Annotated in this window: 18 protein-coding genes; 3 read left to right on the top strand and 15 right to left on the bottom strand. The window is 62.9% G+C overall.

Annotated elements, in window-relative coordinates:
- Positions 1–306 precede the first annotated feature (306 nt).
- Positions 307–885, top strand: a complete 579-nt coding sequence (locus tag GJ668_RS11650) for an isochorismatase family protein (RefSeq protein ID WP_155450319.1) — start codon at positions 307–309, stop codon at positions 883–885.
- A gap of 11 nt (positions 886–896) precedes the next feature.
- On the opposite strand, the gene waaA is transcribed toward GJ668_RS11650, so the two are convergent.
- The 13 genes from waaA to rpoE all read right to left on the bottom strand — a co-directional run bounded on the left by waaA (position 897) and on the right by rpoE (position 12,820).
- Complete coding sequence (gene waaA, locus GJ668_RS11645; RefSeq protein ID WP_155450327.1) at positions 897–2,243, bottom strand: lipid IV(A) 3-deoxy-D-manno-octulosonic acid transferase; 1,347 nt, start codon at positions 2,241–2,243, stop codon at positions 897–899.
- Positions 2,244–2,253: 10 nt separating this feature from the next.
- Positions 2,254–3,012, bottom strand: coding sequence for a pyridoxine 5'-phosphate synthase (pdxJ, locus tag GJ668_RS11640; protein ID WP_155450318.1), 759 nt, complete (start codon positions 3,010–3,012; stop codon positions 2,254–2,256).
- Between the two features lie 3 nt (positions 3,013–3,015).
- Positions 3,016–3,747, bottom strand: a complete 732-nt coding sequence (recO, locus tag GJ668_RS11635) for a DNA repair protein RecO (protein ID WP_155450317.1) — start codon at positions 3,745–3,747, stop codon at positions 3,016–3,018.
- Between the two features lie 87 nt (positions 3,748–3,834).
- Positions 3,835–4,749 carry a GTPase Era gene (gene era / locus GJ668_RS11630; protein ID WP_155450316.1) on the bottom strand — a complete coding sequence of 305 codons (915 nt, stop codon included), beginning with the start codon at positions 4,747–4,749 and terminating at the stop codon, positions 3,835–3,837.
- A complete protein-coding gene (gene rnc / locus GJ668_RS11625) occupies positions 4,742–5,419 on the bottom strand; it encodes a ribonuclease III (protein ID WP_186343057.1) in 678 nt (225 codons plus the stop codon). Before rnc ends, era begins: the two co-directional genes overlap by 8 nt.
- On the bottom strand, positions 5,416–5,808 hold the full coding sequence (locus GJ668_RS11620; RefSeq protein ID WP_155450315.1) for a DUF4845 domain-containing protein: 393 nt from the start codon (positions 5,806–5,808) through the stop codon (positions 5,416–5,418). Before GJ668_RS11620 ends, rnc begins: the two co-directional genes overlap by 4 nt.
- A gap of 18 nt (positions 5,809–5,826) precedes the next feature.
- Positions 5,827–6,651, bottom strand: a complete 825-nt coding sequence (gene lepB / locus GJ668_RS11615; protein ID WP_155450314.1) for a signal peptidase I — start codon at positions 6,649–6,651, stop codon at positions 5,827–5,829.
- A gap of 47 nt (positions 6,652–6,698) precedes the next feature.
- Positions 6,699–8,498 carry a translation elongation factor 4 gene (lepA, locus tag GJ668_RS11610; protein WP_155450313.1) on the bottom strand — a complete coding sequence of 600 codons (1,800 nt, stop codon included), beginning with the start codon at positions 8,496–8,498 and terminating at the stop codon, positions 6,699–6,701.
- A 172-nt stretch (positions 8,499–8,670) separates the two neighbouring features.
- The gene (locus GJ668_RS11605) at positions 8,671–10,095 is read right to left on the bottom strand and encodes a DegQ family serine endoprotease (RefSeq protein WP_155450312.1); all 1,425 of its coding nucleotides are present in this window, start codon (positions 10,093–10,095) and stop codon (positions 8,671–8,673) included.
- 29 nt (positions 10,096–10,124) lie between these two features.
- Positions 10,125–10,595: a SoxR reducing system RseC family protein gene (locus tag GJ668_RS11600; protein ID WP_155450311.1), complete on the bottom strand. Its 471-nt coding sequence runs from the start codon at positions 10,593–10,595 to the stop codon at positions 10,125–10,127.
- Between the two features lie 13 nt (positions 10,596–10,608).
- Positions 10,609–11,613, bottom strand: a complete 1,005-nt coding sequence (locus GJ668_RS11595; protein ID WP_155450310.1) for a MucB/RseB C-terminal domain-containing protein — start codon at positions 11,611–11,613, stop codon at positions 10,609–10,611.
- Complete coding sequence (locus GJ668_RS11590; protein WP_155450309.1) at positions 11,597–12,151, bottom strand: sigma-E factor negative regulatory protein; 555 nt, start codon at positions 12,149–12,151, stop codon at positions 11,597–11,599. The genes GJ668_RS11595 and GJ668_RS11590 overlap by 17 nt, the downstream gene beginning before the upstream one ends.
- 90 nt (positions 12,152–12,241) lie before the next feature.
- Positions 12,242–12,820: an RNA polymerase sigma factor RpoE gene (gene rpoE / locus GJ668_RS11585; protein ID WP_155450308.1), complete on the bottom strand. Its 579-nt coding sequence runs from the start codon at positions 12,818–12,820 to the stop codon at positions 12,242–12,244.
- Positions 12,821–13,001: 181 nt separating this feature from the next.
- On the opposite strand from rpoE, the gene nadB reads away from it, so the two are divergent.
- Positions 13,002–14,630, top strand: a complete 1,629-nt coding sequence (gene nadB / locus GJ668_RS11580) for an L-aspartate oxidase (RefSeq protein ID WP_155450307.1) — start codon at positions 13,002–13,004, stop codon at positions 14,628–14,630.
- The gene (mobA, locus tag GJ668_RS11575) at positions 14,627–15,247 is read left to right on the top strand and encodes a molybdenum cofactor guanylyltransferase MobA (protein ID WP_246194811.1); all 621 of its coding nucleotides are present in this window, start codon (positions 14,627–14,629) and stop codon (positions 15,245–15,247) included. The genes nadB and mobA overlap by 4 nt, the downstream gene beginning before the upstream one ends.
- Positions 15,248–15,291: 44 nt before the next feature.
- On the opposite strand, the gene GJ668_RS11570 is transcribed toward mobA, so the two are convergent.
- Positions 15,292–16,086, bottom strand: coding sequence for a DUF3313 domain-containing protein (locus GJ668_RS11570; protein WP_155450306.1), 795 nt, complete (start codon positions 16,084–16,086; stop codon positions 15,292–15,294).
- Positions 16,087–16,174: 88 nt separating this feature from the next.
- Positions 16,175–16,741: a hypothetical protein gene (locus tag GJ668_RS11565; protein ID WP_155450305.1), complete on the bottom strand. Its 567-nt coding sequence runs from the start codon at positions 16,739–16,741 to the stop codon at positions 16,175–16,177.
- Positions 16,742–16,778: the final 37 nt, after the last annotated feature.

Genomic DNA, 16,778 nt, shown 5'->3' with positions numbered 1-16,778 from the left:
TGGAGGCCCTTGAGCCAGCGCGGCCACCGCCCGCACGCCGCGCGGGCGCGAAGCGGGGGCAAATTTAGAATTGCTGGCGCACGGTGCACCCTGATCTCGACTGGTGAGCCCCCGCCGAAGCCTCATCCAGCATTTGCATTACAAAACCCAATCCTTGCTCTAGATAAGGGTAATCATGCAAACTCCGTCGACCCCCAAGGCGCGGCTACGCTCTCGCTCTATCCCGCGATGCCCGGCACCTGGCGCCACTTGGGTGTTTCCAGCCTTAAAGCATTTTAAAAACAACGATCTTCTGAGGACAGCGCCATGAGTAACCATCAAGCACAGATGCCGCTCTGCCAACGGGCCTTTTCACAGCTTCTCATCATCGACGCCCAAGAGCGGCTCGCCGCAGCCATGCCGCCGGATGAGCTGGATCAGGTCGTCGATAACATCAATCGTCTGATTACGGCCGCCAAAATCCTCGATATCCCGGTTATTGCAACCCAGCACAACTCTAAGGGACTCGGCCCCATCATCGAGTCCATCCGCACCAACATGCCGATGGTGCACGAGCCGACCGAGAAAACGGCCTTCTCCTGCTGCACCGCGCCCGGATTCGAGCGCAACATTTCCTCGCATCCGGATCGACGCCAACTGATCGTCGTTGGGATGGAAGCGCATATCTGCATCGCTCAGACCGTCTCCGGGCTGCAACGCTGGGGCTATCAGGTTTTCGTGCCGAGTGATGCCATCATTTCGCGCAAAACGGCCTATAAAGAAAACGTGCTCGAGCGGATGCGTCAGTGTGGTATTCAGGTCGTCTGCGCCGAATCGGTTGGCTTCGAGTGGATGGGTGATTCGACCGATGCGCAGTTCCGCGATGTTTGGTCGCTGTTCAAGTAGCGTCTAATCGCTCAATCGCGCTCACTGGTCGCCTCAGCCGACCGATCGGATGTCGTGGCGACCGCGAGCCAAGGTGCGAGCGCACTAAGCAGACGCTCCAGCGCGCCTCGATTGCGCTCGACGACGTCGCGACCACGGAGGCCCATGCGAGCACGACGCTCGGGGTCGTCGAACAGGTCGAGCAGACACTGGCTCAACGCCGCGACATCCTCGACCTGTTCGGCCGCTCCAGCCGCGCGCAGGCTCTGCACGATCGCGGCGAAGTTGAAGGTCTGCGGCCCCAGGATGACCGGGATCCCCGCCACCGAAGCTTCCAGTGGGTTGTGCCCTCCCCTCGGCACCAGACTGCCACCGATAAAGGCCAGGTCGCTGGCCGCCAGAAAGCACGTCAACTCGCCCATGCTATCGCCGAGATAGACCGACTCGTTCGACGCGACCGCCCGCGCCTGACTCCGTCGCGCAAAGGCCAGTCCCTGGCGTTCGATGAGCGTAGCTACGGCCTCGAACCGCTCGGGATGACGTGGTACCAACACCAGCAGGGCGTCGGGATAGTGGGCCAGCAGACGTTGATGTGCCCGCAGCATCTGAGTCTCCTCGCCCTCATGGGTGCTAGCGGCGATCCAAACCGGACGCTCGGCCCCCCACAGACGACGCACCTCCCTAGCGCCTATTGCGAGATCCTCAGCGCGGACCACGTCGAACTTGAGACTGCCCGTGACCTGTACGCGCTCGCGCCGTGCGCCCAGAGCGATGAAGCGCTCGGCATCGGCTGGCGCCTGGGCCGCGATAAGCGCAAAGCGTCCCAGCGCCTGGCGCGTCAGACTCGACAACCGCGCATAGCCGCGTGCGGATCGCGCCGATAGCCGTGCATTGACCAGCGCGACCGGAATGGCGCGCTGTTCGAGCACGGCGAGCATGTTCGGCCAGATCTCGGTCTCCATGACGATGACGAGCCGAGGCTCGATCTGATCGAGAAAGCGCGCCATCACGCCCGGCAGATCGAAGGGGGTATAGTGATGCGCGACACGCTCGCCGAAGAGCGCCCTCAGACGCTCGGCGCCTGTGGGTGTAGTCGTCGTCACCAGGATCGCGCGCGCCGGGTCGGTTTCCAGCAGACGCCGGATCAAGGGTTCAGCGGCCTGGACCTCGCCCACTGACACGGCGTGAATCCAAATAGCGATCCGTGATGCACGGCCCTGCCCTTCTCTACCGCCGCCACTCGCCCAGGCCAGACGCTCGCCGATACGCTGCCGATAGGCCGGCTGCTGGCGACCTCGCCAATAGAGCCGCGCCAGCACCAGCGGTAGCGCCAAACGCCAGAGTCCGGTATAGAGCGCAAGCGCCATCCCGCCGCTCATGCCAATCGTGTCAGCGGCCAGCCGCCGCGCGCTCCATGACATCCTTCATGTCGCGTACCGCCCGGTCGAGTCCTGAGAAGAGCGCACGCGCGATGATCGAGTGCCCGATGTTGAGTTCGCGCACGCCCGGAATCGCCGCGATTGCCTTGACGTTGTGATAGTCGAGTCCATGACCGGCGTTGACCTGGAGTCCCAGCGACAGCCCTAGCTCGACCGCTTTGCGCAAGCGCTCTAACTGCGCAGTACGCGCAAGCGGATTGTGGGCATCGGCATAGTGTCCGGTATGGATCTCGATCACGGGAGCGCCGATGGCGTGTGCAGCCTCGATCTGGCGCGGATCGGCGTCGATGAAGAGCGAGACACGAATGCCGGCTTCGGCCAGCCGGGCGCAGAACGCGCGCATCTCGTCCTGACGGCTGGCAACATCCAGCCCGCCCTCAGTGGTCAGTTCCTCGCGCCGCTCGGGCACCAGACAGCAATCGGCAGGCTGAAGGCGGCAGGCGATGTCGCCCATCTCCGGGGTGACGGCCATCTCCAGATTCATGCGCGTTTGCAGGATGTCGCGTAGCGTCTCGACATCGCGATCCTGGATATGACGCCGGTCCTCGCGCAGATGGAGCGTAATGGCGTCCGCGCCGGCCTGTTCGGCCACCAGTGCGGCCTGAATCGGCTCGGGATAGCGAGTGCCGCGTGCCTGACGCACAGTGGCGACATGGTCGATGTTGACGCCGAGCAGGATCTCGGATGGGGTCTGTGAAAGCGATGACATGAGCTAGTTCTCGTGAATGGAGTCTGTCGCGAACCAGCGTCGATAGAGTTCGCGACTCTGGAGCGGTCGAGTGCCCAGATGGGGTTCCAGGACGTAGCGCAACAGGGTGCGCGCCTCGCGTCGTTGATCGCCAACGAGTGGTTGATCGTCGGCCAGCGCCAGCAATGTCGCGCCCGAGATACGCGGCCCGTATACAAGATCGCTTGGATAGCGTGGACCGCGCTCGCGCTCATAGACATAGCTCGCCTCGGTGAGGACCGGCACGCCATCGTCGACGACCCGGTCGAGCATCAATCCATAGCCGAGTTCAGCGAGCACATGGCGCTCGAAACAGCGCAGAGGGCTTTCCAGATCGCCATCTTCAGCCAGACGCGACAGCGTCGACTGGTAGAAGACGAACAGCGGATCATGGGGATCGTGACGCGCGAGCATCCGTAGCAGCAGTTCGTTGAGATAGAAGCCGGCAAGCAGTGCCGCGCCCTGGAGAGGGATCGCCGCGCCGGCCTCCTCAATCGTCGTCAAGGTCCGGACCTCGCCGCGTCCGCTCATAGCCAGCCACAGTGGCTGGAAGGGCTGCAAAAGCGCGCTTGCCGTCTGGCGTGGACGGCGCGCGCCCTTGGCGATGGCCGCGAACCGTCCCTGCCCGGCGCCCAGGATCTCCAGCAACAGGCTGGTGTTGCCATGCGCGCGCCGATGGAGCACGAAGGCCAAAAACAAAGCGTGACGAGCCGACATGGACAGGCTGACGCCGGGCTGTCAGCAACCGGCAGAGCGGCGGATCAGGATCAAGACAAGGGTCATCATCGTCACCGCCGACTCAAATCAGTCGTGATAGCCGAGCGTAGAGAGCGCCGCTTCGTCGCTGGACCAGCTCTTCTTGATCTTGACCCAGACCTCCAGGTGCACCGGGCAGTCGAAGAGCTTCTGCATCTCCAGCCGCGCCTGGGTGGCCACAGCCTTGAGTGCCTCGCCGCGCTTACCGATGATGATGCCCTTCTGTCCCGGCCGCTCGACCCAGATGAGCGCATTGATCAGATACCGGCCCTCGGCCATCTCAAAGCGCTCGATCTCGACTGTGGTGCAATAAGGCAGCTCCTTGCCATAGCGCTGCATCAATTGTTCGCGCACCAGCTCAGCGGCGAAAAAACGCTCCGAGCGGTCGGTGATCTGGTCCTCGGGAAAGGCCGGTTCGCCCTCGGGCAGCGACTCGACGATCAGGCACTCCAGGGTCTCGATCTGATCGCCCTTGGCTGCCGAGACCGGGATGACATGCCGGAAGGCATGACGCTCGCCGAGTTGCTGGAGATAGGGCAGCAGGGCCGACTTGTCTGCGATCCAGTCGACCTTGTTGACAACCGCAATGGCAGGCACGCCAGCGGCGGCGATGGCTTCCAGCGCCTTGGCATCTTCTTCGCTCCAGCGTCCGGCCTCGACGACCAGCAGGGCCAGATCCGTGTCAGCGATAGCCGAGCGCGCCGCGCGGTTGAGATAGCGATTGAGCGCGCTGCCGCCGCGCTCATGGATGCCGGGCGTGTCGACGAACAGAATTTGCCCCTCGGCGCGAGTCTTGATGCCCAGGATCGCGTGCCGGGTGGTCTGTGCCTTGTGCGAGGTGATGGCGAGCTTCTGTCCCAGGATGCGGTTCAACAGGGTCGATTTGCCGACATTGGGGCGGCCGATGATAGCCACAGTGCCGCAACGGCTCGCGACGGATTCGCCGGGATTCGACTCAGCCATGCTGGATTTGCTCCAGCATCAATTCGGCCGCCGCCTGCTCGGCCCGGCGGCGGCTGGTTCCTGTGGCGCGTGTCGTCACATCGGCATCCTGGAGCTGACAGCTCACAATGAAAGTCTGGTCGTGCTGGTCGCCGTCAATCGACAGCACCAGATATTCGGGCAAGGGGCGCTTGTAGGACTGGAGCCACTCCTGCAAGCGCGTCTTGGGATCCTTGCCGGCGCGCTCAGCATCGGTCTGTTCGAGCCGGGCGGCGAAGAGTTCGAGCACTACAATGCGCGCGCGCTCGAATCCGGCATCCAGATAAACCGCCCCGAGTACGGCCTCCAGCGCATCTGCCAGAATCGAGTCACGCGCATATCCGCCGGTGCGCAGTTCTCCGGCACCGAGCCGCAGTGCCTCACCGAGCTTGAGATCACGCGCCAGGCGGGCCAGCGATTCGCGCTTGACCAGCGAGGCGCGCATGCGACTCAGCGTCCCTTCGTCCGCCTTGGGAAAACGCTCCCACAGCGCCTCGGCAATGATGAATCCGATCAGGGCATCGCCGAGAAATTCAAGCCGCTCGTTGTTGGATGAACCGACACTACGATGCGTGAGCGCCTGCGTCAGCAGTTCTTCACGATTGAAACGATGCCCAAGTGCTTGGGCAAGTCGACGTGGATCAGCGTTCACTCGGAGCCGACTTCGATCTGATGATTAAAGGAGACGATCGCATCGACATTGAAGAACAGATGCACGCGCTCCTCATACTCCAGGCCCACCTGGAAGCGTCGATCGTCGACGCGCTCGACACTGAAGTCGCTGCCCTTGATGTTATCGATCGAGTTGACATAGAGACGCTTCTCGATGGCCATCACGATACCGCGCGCGCCGCCATCCTGAGTCGGATTGAGCTGCTGCGCGGATTCCTCCATGATGGAGCGCACGGTCCAGAAATTCAGGTAAAGCGGTCCGACCTTGAGCGCGATCGTGCCAAAAAAGGACGCCAGGCCGATGAGTACGATCAGAAGCAGAAAGCCCGCGCCACGTTGACGCGCACCGCATCCGGTTGTCATGGACATCTGTATGAACCTCACGGGTTATTCGATTCCATCCCACAGCCGCGACCAGGCGATCGGGAAGCCATCGCGTGCGCCATCCCAATGCATCCAGATCGCGAACGCCTTGCCGACCAGGTTCTGCTCCGGCACGAAGCCCCAGCAGCGGCTGTCGTTGCTGTTGTCACGGTTGTCTCCCATGACGAAATACTGCCCCTCGGGCACCTTGACTGGGCCACGCGCCAGCGCCTGGCACCCAAACGGCAGATCGGGTGCCGCCGGGCGCGTGAGGATATGGTGTTCCACATCACCGAGACTTTCCAGCGCCTCGCGTGCATTAGTCATTTCACGCCCAGATCCAACGCCGGTATAGGTGCCAATTGGTAACTGACCCACAGGCTCGCCGTTGATGAAGATCGTCTTGTTGCGATAGCCGATCAGATCGCCCGGCACGCCGACGACGCGCTTGATGTAGTCGGTGCGGGTGTCGAGCGGAAACCTGAAGACCACCACATCGCCGTGCTGCGGTTCGCCAATGTCGAGAACCTTGACGTTGAGGACCGGCAGCCGCAGGCCATAGGCGAATTTATTGACCAGAATGAAGTCGCCCGTCAAAAGGGTCGGCATCATCGAATTCGACGGGATGCGAAACGGCTCGACCAGAAAGGAGCGCAATACCAGCACCGCAAAGATGACCGGAAAGAAGGAGCGCGCATACTCGACCAGCACCGGCTCCTTGGCGATCGGCTGGCCGTCTTCGGTCAGGGCCGCGCGGCGGCGCGGCGCGAACACCAGCGCGTCGAGTAGCCAGATACCGCCGGTTAGAAAGGAGGCCAGGACGAGAAAAGCCGGGAAGTCGAATGTCATGTCGCTGCGTGTCTCTGTGGATCGATGCCTAGTGCGCGGGTCGGATCTCAGTCCTTGCCGCTCTGGAGCACGGCGAGGAAGGCTTCCTGCGGAATGTCGACCTTGCCAACCTGCTTCATGCGCTTTTTGCCTTCCTTCTGCTTCTCAAGCAACTTGCGCTTACGCGTGGCGTCGCCGCCATAGCACTTGGCGGTGACGTTCTTGCGCAGTGCCTTGACCGTGGAGCGGGCGATGATCTTGGAGCCGATCGCGGCCTGAATCGCCACTTCGAACATCTGGCGCGGGATCAGATCCTTCATGCGCTCAGTGATATCGCGCCCGCGATTCTGCGACAAGGAGCGATGCACGATCGAGGACAGCGAGTCGACCTTGTCGCCATTGATGAGCACATCGAGTTTGACCAGATCCGAGGCCTGAAAGCGCTTGAACTCGTACTCAAAGGAGGCAAAGCCACGGCTGCACGACTTGAGCCGGTCGAAGAAGTCGAGCACCACCTCGCTCATCGGCAGTTCATAGGTTATCTGCACCTGCCCGCCCAGATATTGCAGGTTCTTCTGGATGCCGCGTTTCTCGATACAGAGATTGATGACCGCGCCCAGATAGTCCTGGGGCGTGAGGATATGGGCCTCGATGATCGGCTCGCGCACCTCACGAATCTGGGATGGATCAGGCAGATCCGCCGGGTTGTCGATGCGTACTGTCTCGCCGTCACCGCGTAGCACCTCGTAGACCACGGTCGGGGCGGTGGTGATGAGGTCGAGATTGTACTCGCGCTCCAGCCGCTCCTGGATGATCTCCATGTGCAGCATGCCCAGGAAGCCGCAGCGGAAACCGAACCCGAGCGCCTGTGAGACTTCAGGCTCATAGTTCAGGGCCGCGTCGTTGAGCCGCAGCTTGCCGAGTGCCTCGCGCAGATCCTCGTAGTCATCGGAGATCACGGTATAGAGTCCGGCGAAGACACGCGGGCGCATCTCCTTAAAACCGGGCAGCTTCTTGCCCGGACGCTCTGGCCGGGTGATGGTGTCGCCAACCGGCGCGCCGTCGATCTCCTTGATGCCGGCGATCATGTAGCCGACCTCGCCCGCGCGCAGACACTCGCGCTCGGTCTTCTTGGGCGTGAAGACGCCGACGTTGTCGATCTGCTGGGTGCGTCCGGTCGACATGATCAGCACCTTGTCGCGGCGGCGCATCTCACCGTTCATCACCCGCACCAAGGACACCACGCCGACATAGGGGTCGAACCAGGAATCGATGATGAGCGCCTGAAGCGGCGCCGCGACATCGCCCGTGGGCGGCGGGATGCGCTCGACCAGCGCTTCGAGCAGATCCGGGATGCCGACGCCAGTCTTGGCGCTGACACGCAGCGCGTCATGGGCCTCCAGACCGATGATTTCCTCGATTTCCTTGATGACGCGGTCAGGTTCGGCCGAGGGCAGGTCGATCTTGTTCAGGACCGGCAGCACCTCCAGACCCTGCTCGATGGCGGTGTAGCAGTTGGCCACACTCTGGGCCTCGACGCCTTGGGCCGCGTCGACCACCAGCAGCGCCCCCTCGCAAGCCGCGAGCGAGCGCGAGACCTCGTAGGAAAAGTCAACGTGCCCTGGGGTATCGATGAAGTTGAGCTGATAGGTCTGGCCGTCGCGCGCTTGATAGTTGAGCGTGACGCTCTGGGCCTTGATCGTGATACCGCGCTCGCGTTCGATATCCATCGAGTCCAGCACCTGACTGGACATTTCGCGCTCGGTCAGGGCGCCGCTGATCTGGATGAAACGATCGGCGATCGTCGACTTTCCGTGGTCGATGTGCGCGATGATCGAGAAATTGCGGATATGACTGAGTTCGGTCATCAAAAACCTAACGGGATGATCCAGAGGGAAATACGGGTGAGACCACGCGGGCGCGTGGGACATCGAGTCCGGCACGGCATGGAAAACAGCGCGCCATGATACCAGAGTGCAGCGTACTGGCGTATCCGATCACGCGCCGCCGCCCACACTGGCCGGCGGCACGTCTCTGACATCAGGATTTGGGCAGCTTGAGCGCGTAGAACATCCGGGTGTCGCCACGCTGCACCAGCACGGCCGTTGCGTGCCCCGGATCAATGGCGGTGAGGATTCGCTCGAAATCAGCGAGATTACCAATTGGCTGATTGTCGAGCATCAGGATCACGTCGCCGGCACTCAGCCCGGCGGACGCGGCTGGACCTGGATCGATCGACTCGATCAGCACCCCACCCTGCTCGACCTCCAGTTGCTGGCGCAGCTCGGGTGTGAGATCGCGCACGACCAGACCCAGACGATTGGCCGCAGGCTTGTCAGTCTGTCCTGGATCGCCGGCGATTTGATCCTCCTCGGGCAGTTCCTGGATCTGAATCCTCAGCTCGACCCGCTCGCCACGGCGCAACACGACCAGGCCGGCGCTCTCGCCCACGGGCGTTGCGCCGACCAGCGGCGGCAGACTGCTGGACGTCGGCACATCGCGTCCGTTGAAGGACAGGATCACGTCACCCGGTTGCAGACCCGCTGCCGCCGCCGGACTGTCGGGCAGTACCTGCGCCACCAGCGCCCCACGCGGCTGCGGCATCCCGAAGGATTCAGCCAGCTCGCGCGTCACATCCTGGATGAGCACGCCCAGCCAACCCCGGCTGACGCGCCCCTTGGTCTTGAGCTGCTCGACCACGTCCATGGCGACCTCGATCGGAATGGCGAACGACAGCCCCATGAAGCCGCCGGTGCGGCTGTAGATCTGACTGTTGACCCCGACGACCCGACCGTCGAGATCGAACAGCGGACCGCCCGAGTTGCCGGGATTGATGGCGACATCGGTCTGGATGAAGGGCACATAATTCTCGCTCGGCAGACTGCGTCCCTTGGCACTGACGATGCCGGCGGTAGCCGAGGACTCGAAACCGAAGGGTGAGCCGATGGCCAGCACCCATTCCCCGACCTCGAGATCCTTACCCGAACCGATGCGGGCGGCCGGCAGCCCTTCGGCCTCGACCTTGAGCAAGGCAATGTCGCTGCGCTTGTCGGTGCCGACCAGCGTGGCGACGAACTCGCGCCGGTCGCTGGTGCGCACGACGATCTCCTCGGCACTCTCGACCACATGCGAGTTGGTCAATACATAGCCATCAGCCGAGACGAAAAAGCCCGAGCCGAGCGAGCGCGATTGAAAGCTATCGTCCGGGACCGCGCCTTCTTCGCCGAAGAAGTGCCGGAACAAATCCTCCAGTGGACTGCCTTCGGGCAGATTCGGGATTGAATATTGCTGAAGGCGTTGGGTAATGGAGGACGACTGCTTGGTGCTAATGTTGACCACGGCTGGTCCGTTTTCGGCAACCAATCGGGTGAAATCAGGTAGATCCCGCCCGAGTGCCGGGCCGACGACCAGCCCGCAGACCAGGAGGACGGCTAGGGTAAGCGACAGTCTGGATGTAGGGCGCATGGAAACTCCGATCGAATAAAGGTCAATCCTTAGGGCATGTCGGACAGGGTCACGGAGACTCGGGTATTCAGACGCCTCAGGATCACGGGTTGACGTTCGGGCCGTTGGGCCAACGTCACACTGTAGCCGCGCAGCCACCAGAACGCCAGTGCCAACCCGGCCAGTGCGCCTAATACGCTGGCGGCCTGGGGGTGCGCGCCACCGAATCGCTCACCGAGCGAAGCCCCGATGATCAACCCCAGGATTGGCATCAAATAGGCGGCGGCCGCTGTGCGCAGAAACCCCTCCTCGCTGAGTCCGACGACGACCTCATCGCCGACCTGCGCACCGATTGGGTTACGCGCCAGCAACTCAACGGGATGGCGCCCGAAGACCCGCTCCAGGAGCGAGGTTCCGCAAGCATTGTTGACGCTGCACTGGCCGCAGGCACTGCGCCGCTCGGCCGTGATGCGCACCTGATCGCCAACGATGGCGATGACCTGTCCACGTTCTTCGATCATGTTATCAAGAGCCTCACTGAGTCGACGAGGGTGCGCGATGGACGCTGGCGATCGCGGACTCGACCGTGATCAAGGGCACCTCGCCGACAGCGATGATCTGATAATCCGCGACGCGACGTCCAGCTGCGTGGACTGAACCGATGTTGGCGCCGCCTTCGAGTCCGTTTTCGCTAGCCGGCTCGATATAGATCGAGTAAGACGAGAGGCGATCAGTGAAGAGAAAGTGCTCGACGAGACTGTCATCGGCCTGTTCGATCCGGTGCTGCATGACCAACTCGAATCCGGCCGGCATCGGCTCGAAACGCCAGTGACTGCTGGGGGTGGTTGCTGGTGCCGCGCGCACCGAGCGAACGGACTGGACCGCCCGTTTGGTTTCAGGCGCGGCAGGTGCATTGAGCGTGATCGACGTGAACATGAGCTGTTCGAGCGGCTCCAGATGGCGGTCGATCAAATCGGACTTAAGCGGCAGCGCGGTATCGCGGTCGATATGGAAGCGGTAGCCATAGCGCAGATCGTCCTTGGGGATGATGCCGACGACATCCGTCTCGCGACCGGCAATGCGCGCGTGCCCCAGATACTCAACGCTGTAGTGGGCTTGCAGCGCCTCGGGGTCGATACCCTCAGTGTCGAGAAAACGCCCACCACCCTGATGCTCGACCGAGATCGGCTGACCGTCAGTCAGGACGCAGTTGACACGGTCCTTGCCGCGCGCGACCGCCCGGATCGGTCCGCTGAGCGCGATCAGCCGTTCCTCGACTTCGCCGTCCTTGACGCGATGATCGAGACTCAGGGTTTCGAGCTGATTTTGATGGAGATAGACCAGGGTTCCCTCATAGCTCAGCCAGCGCACCGCTTCGGACATACGCTCGAGCCGCTCGGCCGGCGAGACCTGATTCTCGACGGTCGGCTCATGGTGCTCCGCCGTATCAGCACCCTGAACCTGGAGCGGAAGCAGGCAGGCGCATAGACAGAGGGTCAGCCAACACGACGCCGAGCGTCGGTCAACGACCCGATTCATAACCAACGAGCATCGCATAGGGCAATAGTCCCTTGGCCCCGTTTGCCGGAGCCGTTGCTTGATGGGTAACGAGATAACGGTCGAGTTTGCTGGCGAGTTCAGGACGGTCCTGATGCCAGCGTTGCAGCGGAATGCTTGGCGGCTCGACCAAGCGGGCGGCGACCGAGCCGACCGCCGCCGGACCGATGGGGTCGCTCAAAAAGACCGGTGTCGCCAGAACGGCGACCAGCAGCACCGAGGCGGCGAGCGCCAGGCCGGTATAGCGGCGCGTCCAGCGACGCGGAACGCGCCCCAAACGCCGCGGACAGAGGATGGTCGGCTCAGTGGCCAGTGCGCGGCTCACCTGATCGGCCAGGGCGCGCGCGGCTGGATCGATCGCCTCGCCACGCATCGCCTGGCCAATGAGTGTGTAGCGTTCCCAGTGCTCGCGCAGCTCGGGATCAGCCGCCATGGCGTCCAGCAGGGCCGGCACCTGCGCCGGCGCCAGCTCGCCATCCTGTAATTCGGAGAGTCGTTGTCTATGCTCGTCGGTCATCATCGTCACGCCTGAGCTGAGGGTTCTGATTACGCGGCTCGCCAGCGAGCCGACAGGGCCGGGATCACGCCCAGGGACTCCGCCCTGGAGTGTTCAGCCATCGAGGAGCGGCCTGAGTCGCTTGTCGATGGCCTCGCGCGCCCGGAAGATCCGTGATCGGACGGTGCCGATGGGGCAGTTCATAGCCGTCGCGATCTCCTCGTAGCTCAGGCCCTCCAGCTCGCGGAGCACGATGGCTGTGCGTAGATCGTCCGGCAGGTCGTCGAGTGCGTGCTGCACGGTCGTCGCGATCTCGTCGGTCAGCAGATGACGTTCCGGGGTCGCGTGCTCGCGCAGTCGGCCACCCATATCCATCTGCTCGGCCACCTCGGCCTCGATGTCGTCGCCCGGCGGTCGCCGGCCCTGGGCGACCAGGTGGTTCTTGACCGTGTTGACCGCAATCCGGTAGAGCCAGGTGTAGAACGCACTCTCGCCCCGGAAGCCGGGCAGCGCGCGATACGCCTTGATGAAGGCCTCCTGGGTCACGTCCATGACCTCGGCCGAGTCACGCACATAGCGCGAGATCAGGTTAGAGACCTTTTGCTGGTACTTGAGCACCAGCAGGTCGAAGGCACGCTTGTCGCCCGACTGGGCGCGCTCGACCAGCTCATGGTCAGCCTGTCGTTCGCTCATCGCAGCACACCGCCCGACACGCCAGCCATGGACTCCGTTGGCATGGACAATTCACCGAATAGGAAGTTCGTGGCCCCGCACGCGGATGGCCGATATTTTTCAGGATAAAACACGGATACTTGATCCAGATCACCAAATCGACGAGCTTACAGCGAATCACTAATCATCACGAGTCCGCCCCATGTCAGATACCTGTCACCGCCATGATGTCCTGATCCTCGGCAGCGGCGCTGCCGGACTGAGCCTCGCGTTGCGGCTTGGCACGGATCTTTCCGTTGGGGTCGTTTCCAAGCGAGAGCTGAACGAGGGCAGTACGCTCTACGCCCAGGGCGGCATCTCGGCGGTCCTCGATGCCGGCGATTCCATCGAGTCGCACGTCCAGGATACGCTCAAAGCGGGCGCCGGGCTGTGCGATCGCGAGGTGGTACGCCACGTCGTCGAGCGCGGCCCGGACAACATCCGCTGGCTGCTCGACCAAGGGGTCGAGTTCACCCGCGATACCGAGCCTGGCGCCAGCAGTGGCTATCATCTCACACGCGAAGGCGGACACACACATCGGCGCGTGATCCATGCCGCCGATGCCACCGGACGCGCGATCGCCACGACGCTCGAAGGTCAGGTGCGTGAGCGTGCCAATGTGACGCTCTACGAACAGCACATCGCGGTCGATCTCATCACGACCCGGCATCTGCCGGGCGATGACGATCATCGCTGTCTGGGCGCCTATATCCTCGATCTCGGCAACGGGCAAGTCGAGACCTTCCTCGCGCGCTTCGTGGTACTGGCCACGGGCGGGGCCAACAAGGTCTATCTCTACACCAGCAATCCGGACGTCTCGACCGGCGACGGCATCGCCATGGCCTGGCGCGCCGGCTGTCGGGTGGCCAACATGGAGTTCATGCAGTTCCATCCGACCTGTCTCTACCACCCGCAGGCCCGCTCCTTCCTCGTCACCGAGGCGCTGCGTGGCGAGGGCGCACGTCTGTTGCTCCCGGACGGCGAACGCTTCATGCCGCGCTTCGACCCGCGCGCTGAGCTGGCCCCGCGCGACATCGTGGCACGCGCCATCGATCATGAGATGAAGCGTCTCGGCAGCGAATGCGTCTATCTCGACATCTCGCATCGCCCGGCGGATTTCGTCGTCGAGCACTTCCCGACCATTCACGCGCGCTGTCTGGATCTCGGGATCGACATCACCCGCGAGCCGATTCCAGTGGTGCCGGCCGCGCACTATACCTGCGGCGGGGTCATGGTCGATCGCTGGGCGCGCACCGATCTGCCCGGACTCTATGCCAGCGGCGAGACCGCCTACACGGGTCTGCATGGCGCCAACCGCATGGCCAGCAATTCGCTGCTGGAATGTCTGGTCTATTCCGAAGCGGCAGCCGCCGATATCACCCGGCTGATGCCGGAGGTGCCGCCTCCACCCGACGTGCCGAACTGGGACGAGAGCCGCGTCACTGAGCCTGACGAGGAAGTGGTCGTCACCCATAACTGGGAGGAACTGCGCCGCTTCATGTGGGATTATGTCGGCATCGTGCGCACCAACAAGCGACTCAGGCGCGCCAAGCGCCGCGCTGATCTGCTGGCGCAGGAGGTGATCGAGTATTACAGCAACTTTCGAGTCAGTAACGACCTGATCGAGCTGCGCAATCTGCTGGAGGTCGCGGATCTCATCATCCAGTCGGCGCTGCGTCGGCGTGAAAGCCGTGGTTTGCATTACACGCTCGATCATCCGTTCAAGGATGCCAGCCAACGCACGCCGACGATTTTGATTCCTGACACCTATCAGGTAAGGAAACAGGCTTGATACCCAACCAACCCCAGACACCTGCGCTTTTCCGGGACACCCTGACCGGTGTGGTGCTGGCCGGCGGGCGCGCGCGACGCTTGGGCGGTGTGGACAAGGGGCTGATGCAGGTCGGCGGGCAGCCGTTGATCGCCTGGACGCTCGCGGCACTTGCCCCCCAGGTCGGCACATTGTTGGTCAACGCCAACCGTCATCTGGAACAGTATGCCGCGTTCGGCTATCCGGTCGTGGCCGACTCGATGCCGGATTATCAGGGGCCGCTGGCTGGATTCCTGGCCGGGATGCGCGCGGCGCGGACTGACTGGATACTTACCCTGCCCTGCGATGGCCCAAGGCCGCCGTCGGATCTCGCCGCGCGACTCATCAGCGCATTGATCGAGCAGGACGCCGAACTGGCCGTGGCCACGGATGGCCGGCGCCAGCAGTCGATCCATGCGCTGATGCCGGTCGCGCTCGCTGATGATCTCGAACGCTTTCTGGTCCAGGGCGGACGCCGGGTCGAGGACTGGCAGCGGAGCCACCGGCTTGCTCTGGCTGATTTCAGCGACCAACCCGAAGCCTTTGGCAATCTCAACACGCCGGATGCGTTTCAGCGTTTTGCCGAGCAATTTCCCTGATACATCGCCATGGATCGCGCCCGCCCCATGGAACCACTACGCCATTAGCCTCCCGTGCCGCGCAACGCGGCCAGGCGCTCAGCGGTCAGCGCCGACCACTTGTCGAAGGCGTTCTTGGCATAGGCCCAGCTCTGGAAGGAATTGACATAGCCGCTGGCCCAGGTCTGGGCGGCGCCTGTCGCACCGGCGTCCATTTCAGCGGCATATTTGCGCCCGATCTGCGTGTCGCGGCACTCAGCGAGAATGGTGCCCTTGACGCTGTCGACGAGCTGCATCTCGATGCTGGTCTCGCCCAGATAGGGCGTTGAGCCGGCGGGTCGGCCCGTGGCCAGGCCGGAACCGGCCTCAAGCACGAAACCATAGGGAATGAGCGTTCCCGTCACACTTCGCGTCACGCTGGTCGGCACCAGATTGGTCAGAGCGATGCGCAATCCAAGCACGCCTGGCCCGGGTTTCTCGACCACCTTCATCTGAGGCTTGAGTGCCTTGACCATTGAGGCATGGAAATAGTCGGTCAGCGTCTTGAGGTCTGTCGGGTCAATCGTCGTCTGCTGGGCGGGCTTGAGCGAGACGCTCATGCGCGCGATCAGCACCTTGTTATAGCGCTTGATATCGAGATCCGGACGCCGCCAGCACTGGACGCCCTTATCCCAGGGAACCGGCGCCAAGCGTCCATAGTCGGACAAAAAGCCGCTTTGTGTCAGGTGACTCGGGTCGCTGGCCGTTACGTCGATACCACTGCCCAGTGGATTGGAGTTGGTGGCGCAGCCGGCCGCCAAGACGGCGGCGATGAGGGTCAACCCCTTCCAGGAGGCGTTTTGGAGTCGAATCCGTTGCATGCGAGAACCTCGGGTGAACGACAGATCCTCAGCCCCTCTCCCGTGAGGGAAGAGGGGCCAAGATGGACCCGTTACGATTGAACGGTGATTAGAACGTCACCTCGCCGCTGATCACGCGTATGTAGGAGGCGCTTACACCATCACCCACGGCCACCGAATCGAGCACGGACGGATCCTCGACCTGGAGCGTGATCTGCTCCTGTGGACCCTGAATGGTGACACTGGAATCGGCCTTGTCCATCGCCGTGATGACGCCCTTGATGGTCAATGACTCGGTCATCATCCCAGATGGCTTGGTGCCCGGATCGCGCTCGATATTCGAATCAGTCGAAACACCCAGTCCAGTGACATCGGTCCCCTTTTGCAGATCGACCAGCAAGAGCTCGGTCTCGGTGATGGTCAGGGTGTTTCCGATCTTGATCTGATCAAGACGTTGGACCTCCTTGGGGACGTGCAGCACCTCGAAATGTCCGTCCGGGGTCTCAATGGTGAGCATGCGCTTCTCGACATTGACCACTGTCACCGTGCCAGTGAGCGAGGACGAGATCATACCGCCGGCGACCGGCATGGTCTCGGAATGAGCGACAGACGCCAGGCCCATCAGGGACAGGGTCATGACGCAGGCGAGGCGGGTCGAACGTGTCAGTGTTTTCATGCACAGATTCTCCGATGCTGGGTAAGTGGAACGCCGA

It is taken from the genome of Allochromatium palmeri (assembly GCF_009720725.1).
Lineage (GTDB): Bacteria > Pseudomonadota > Gammaproteobacteria > Chromatiales > Chromatiaceae > Thermochromatium > Thermochromatium palmeri.
Note: the sequence above shows the minus strand (reverse complement) of the source record. Positions and strands in the feature narration are given on the sequence as shown.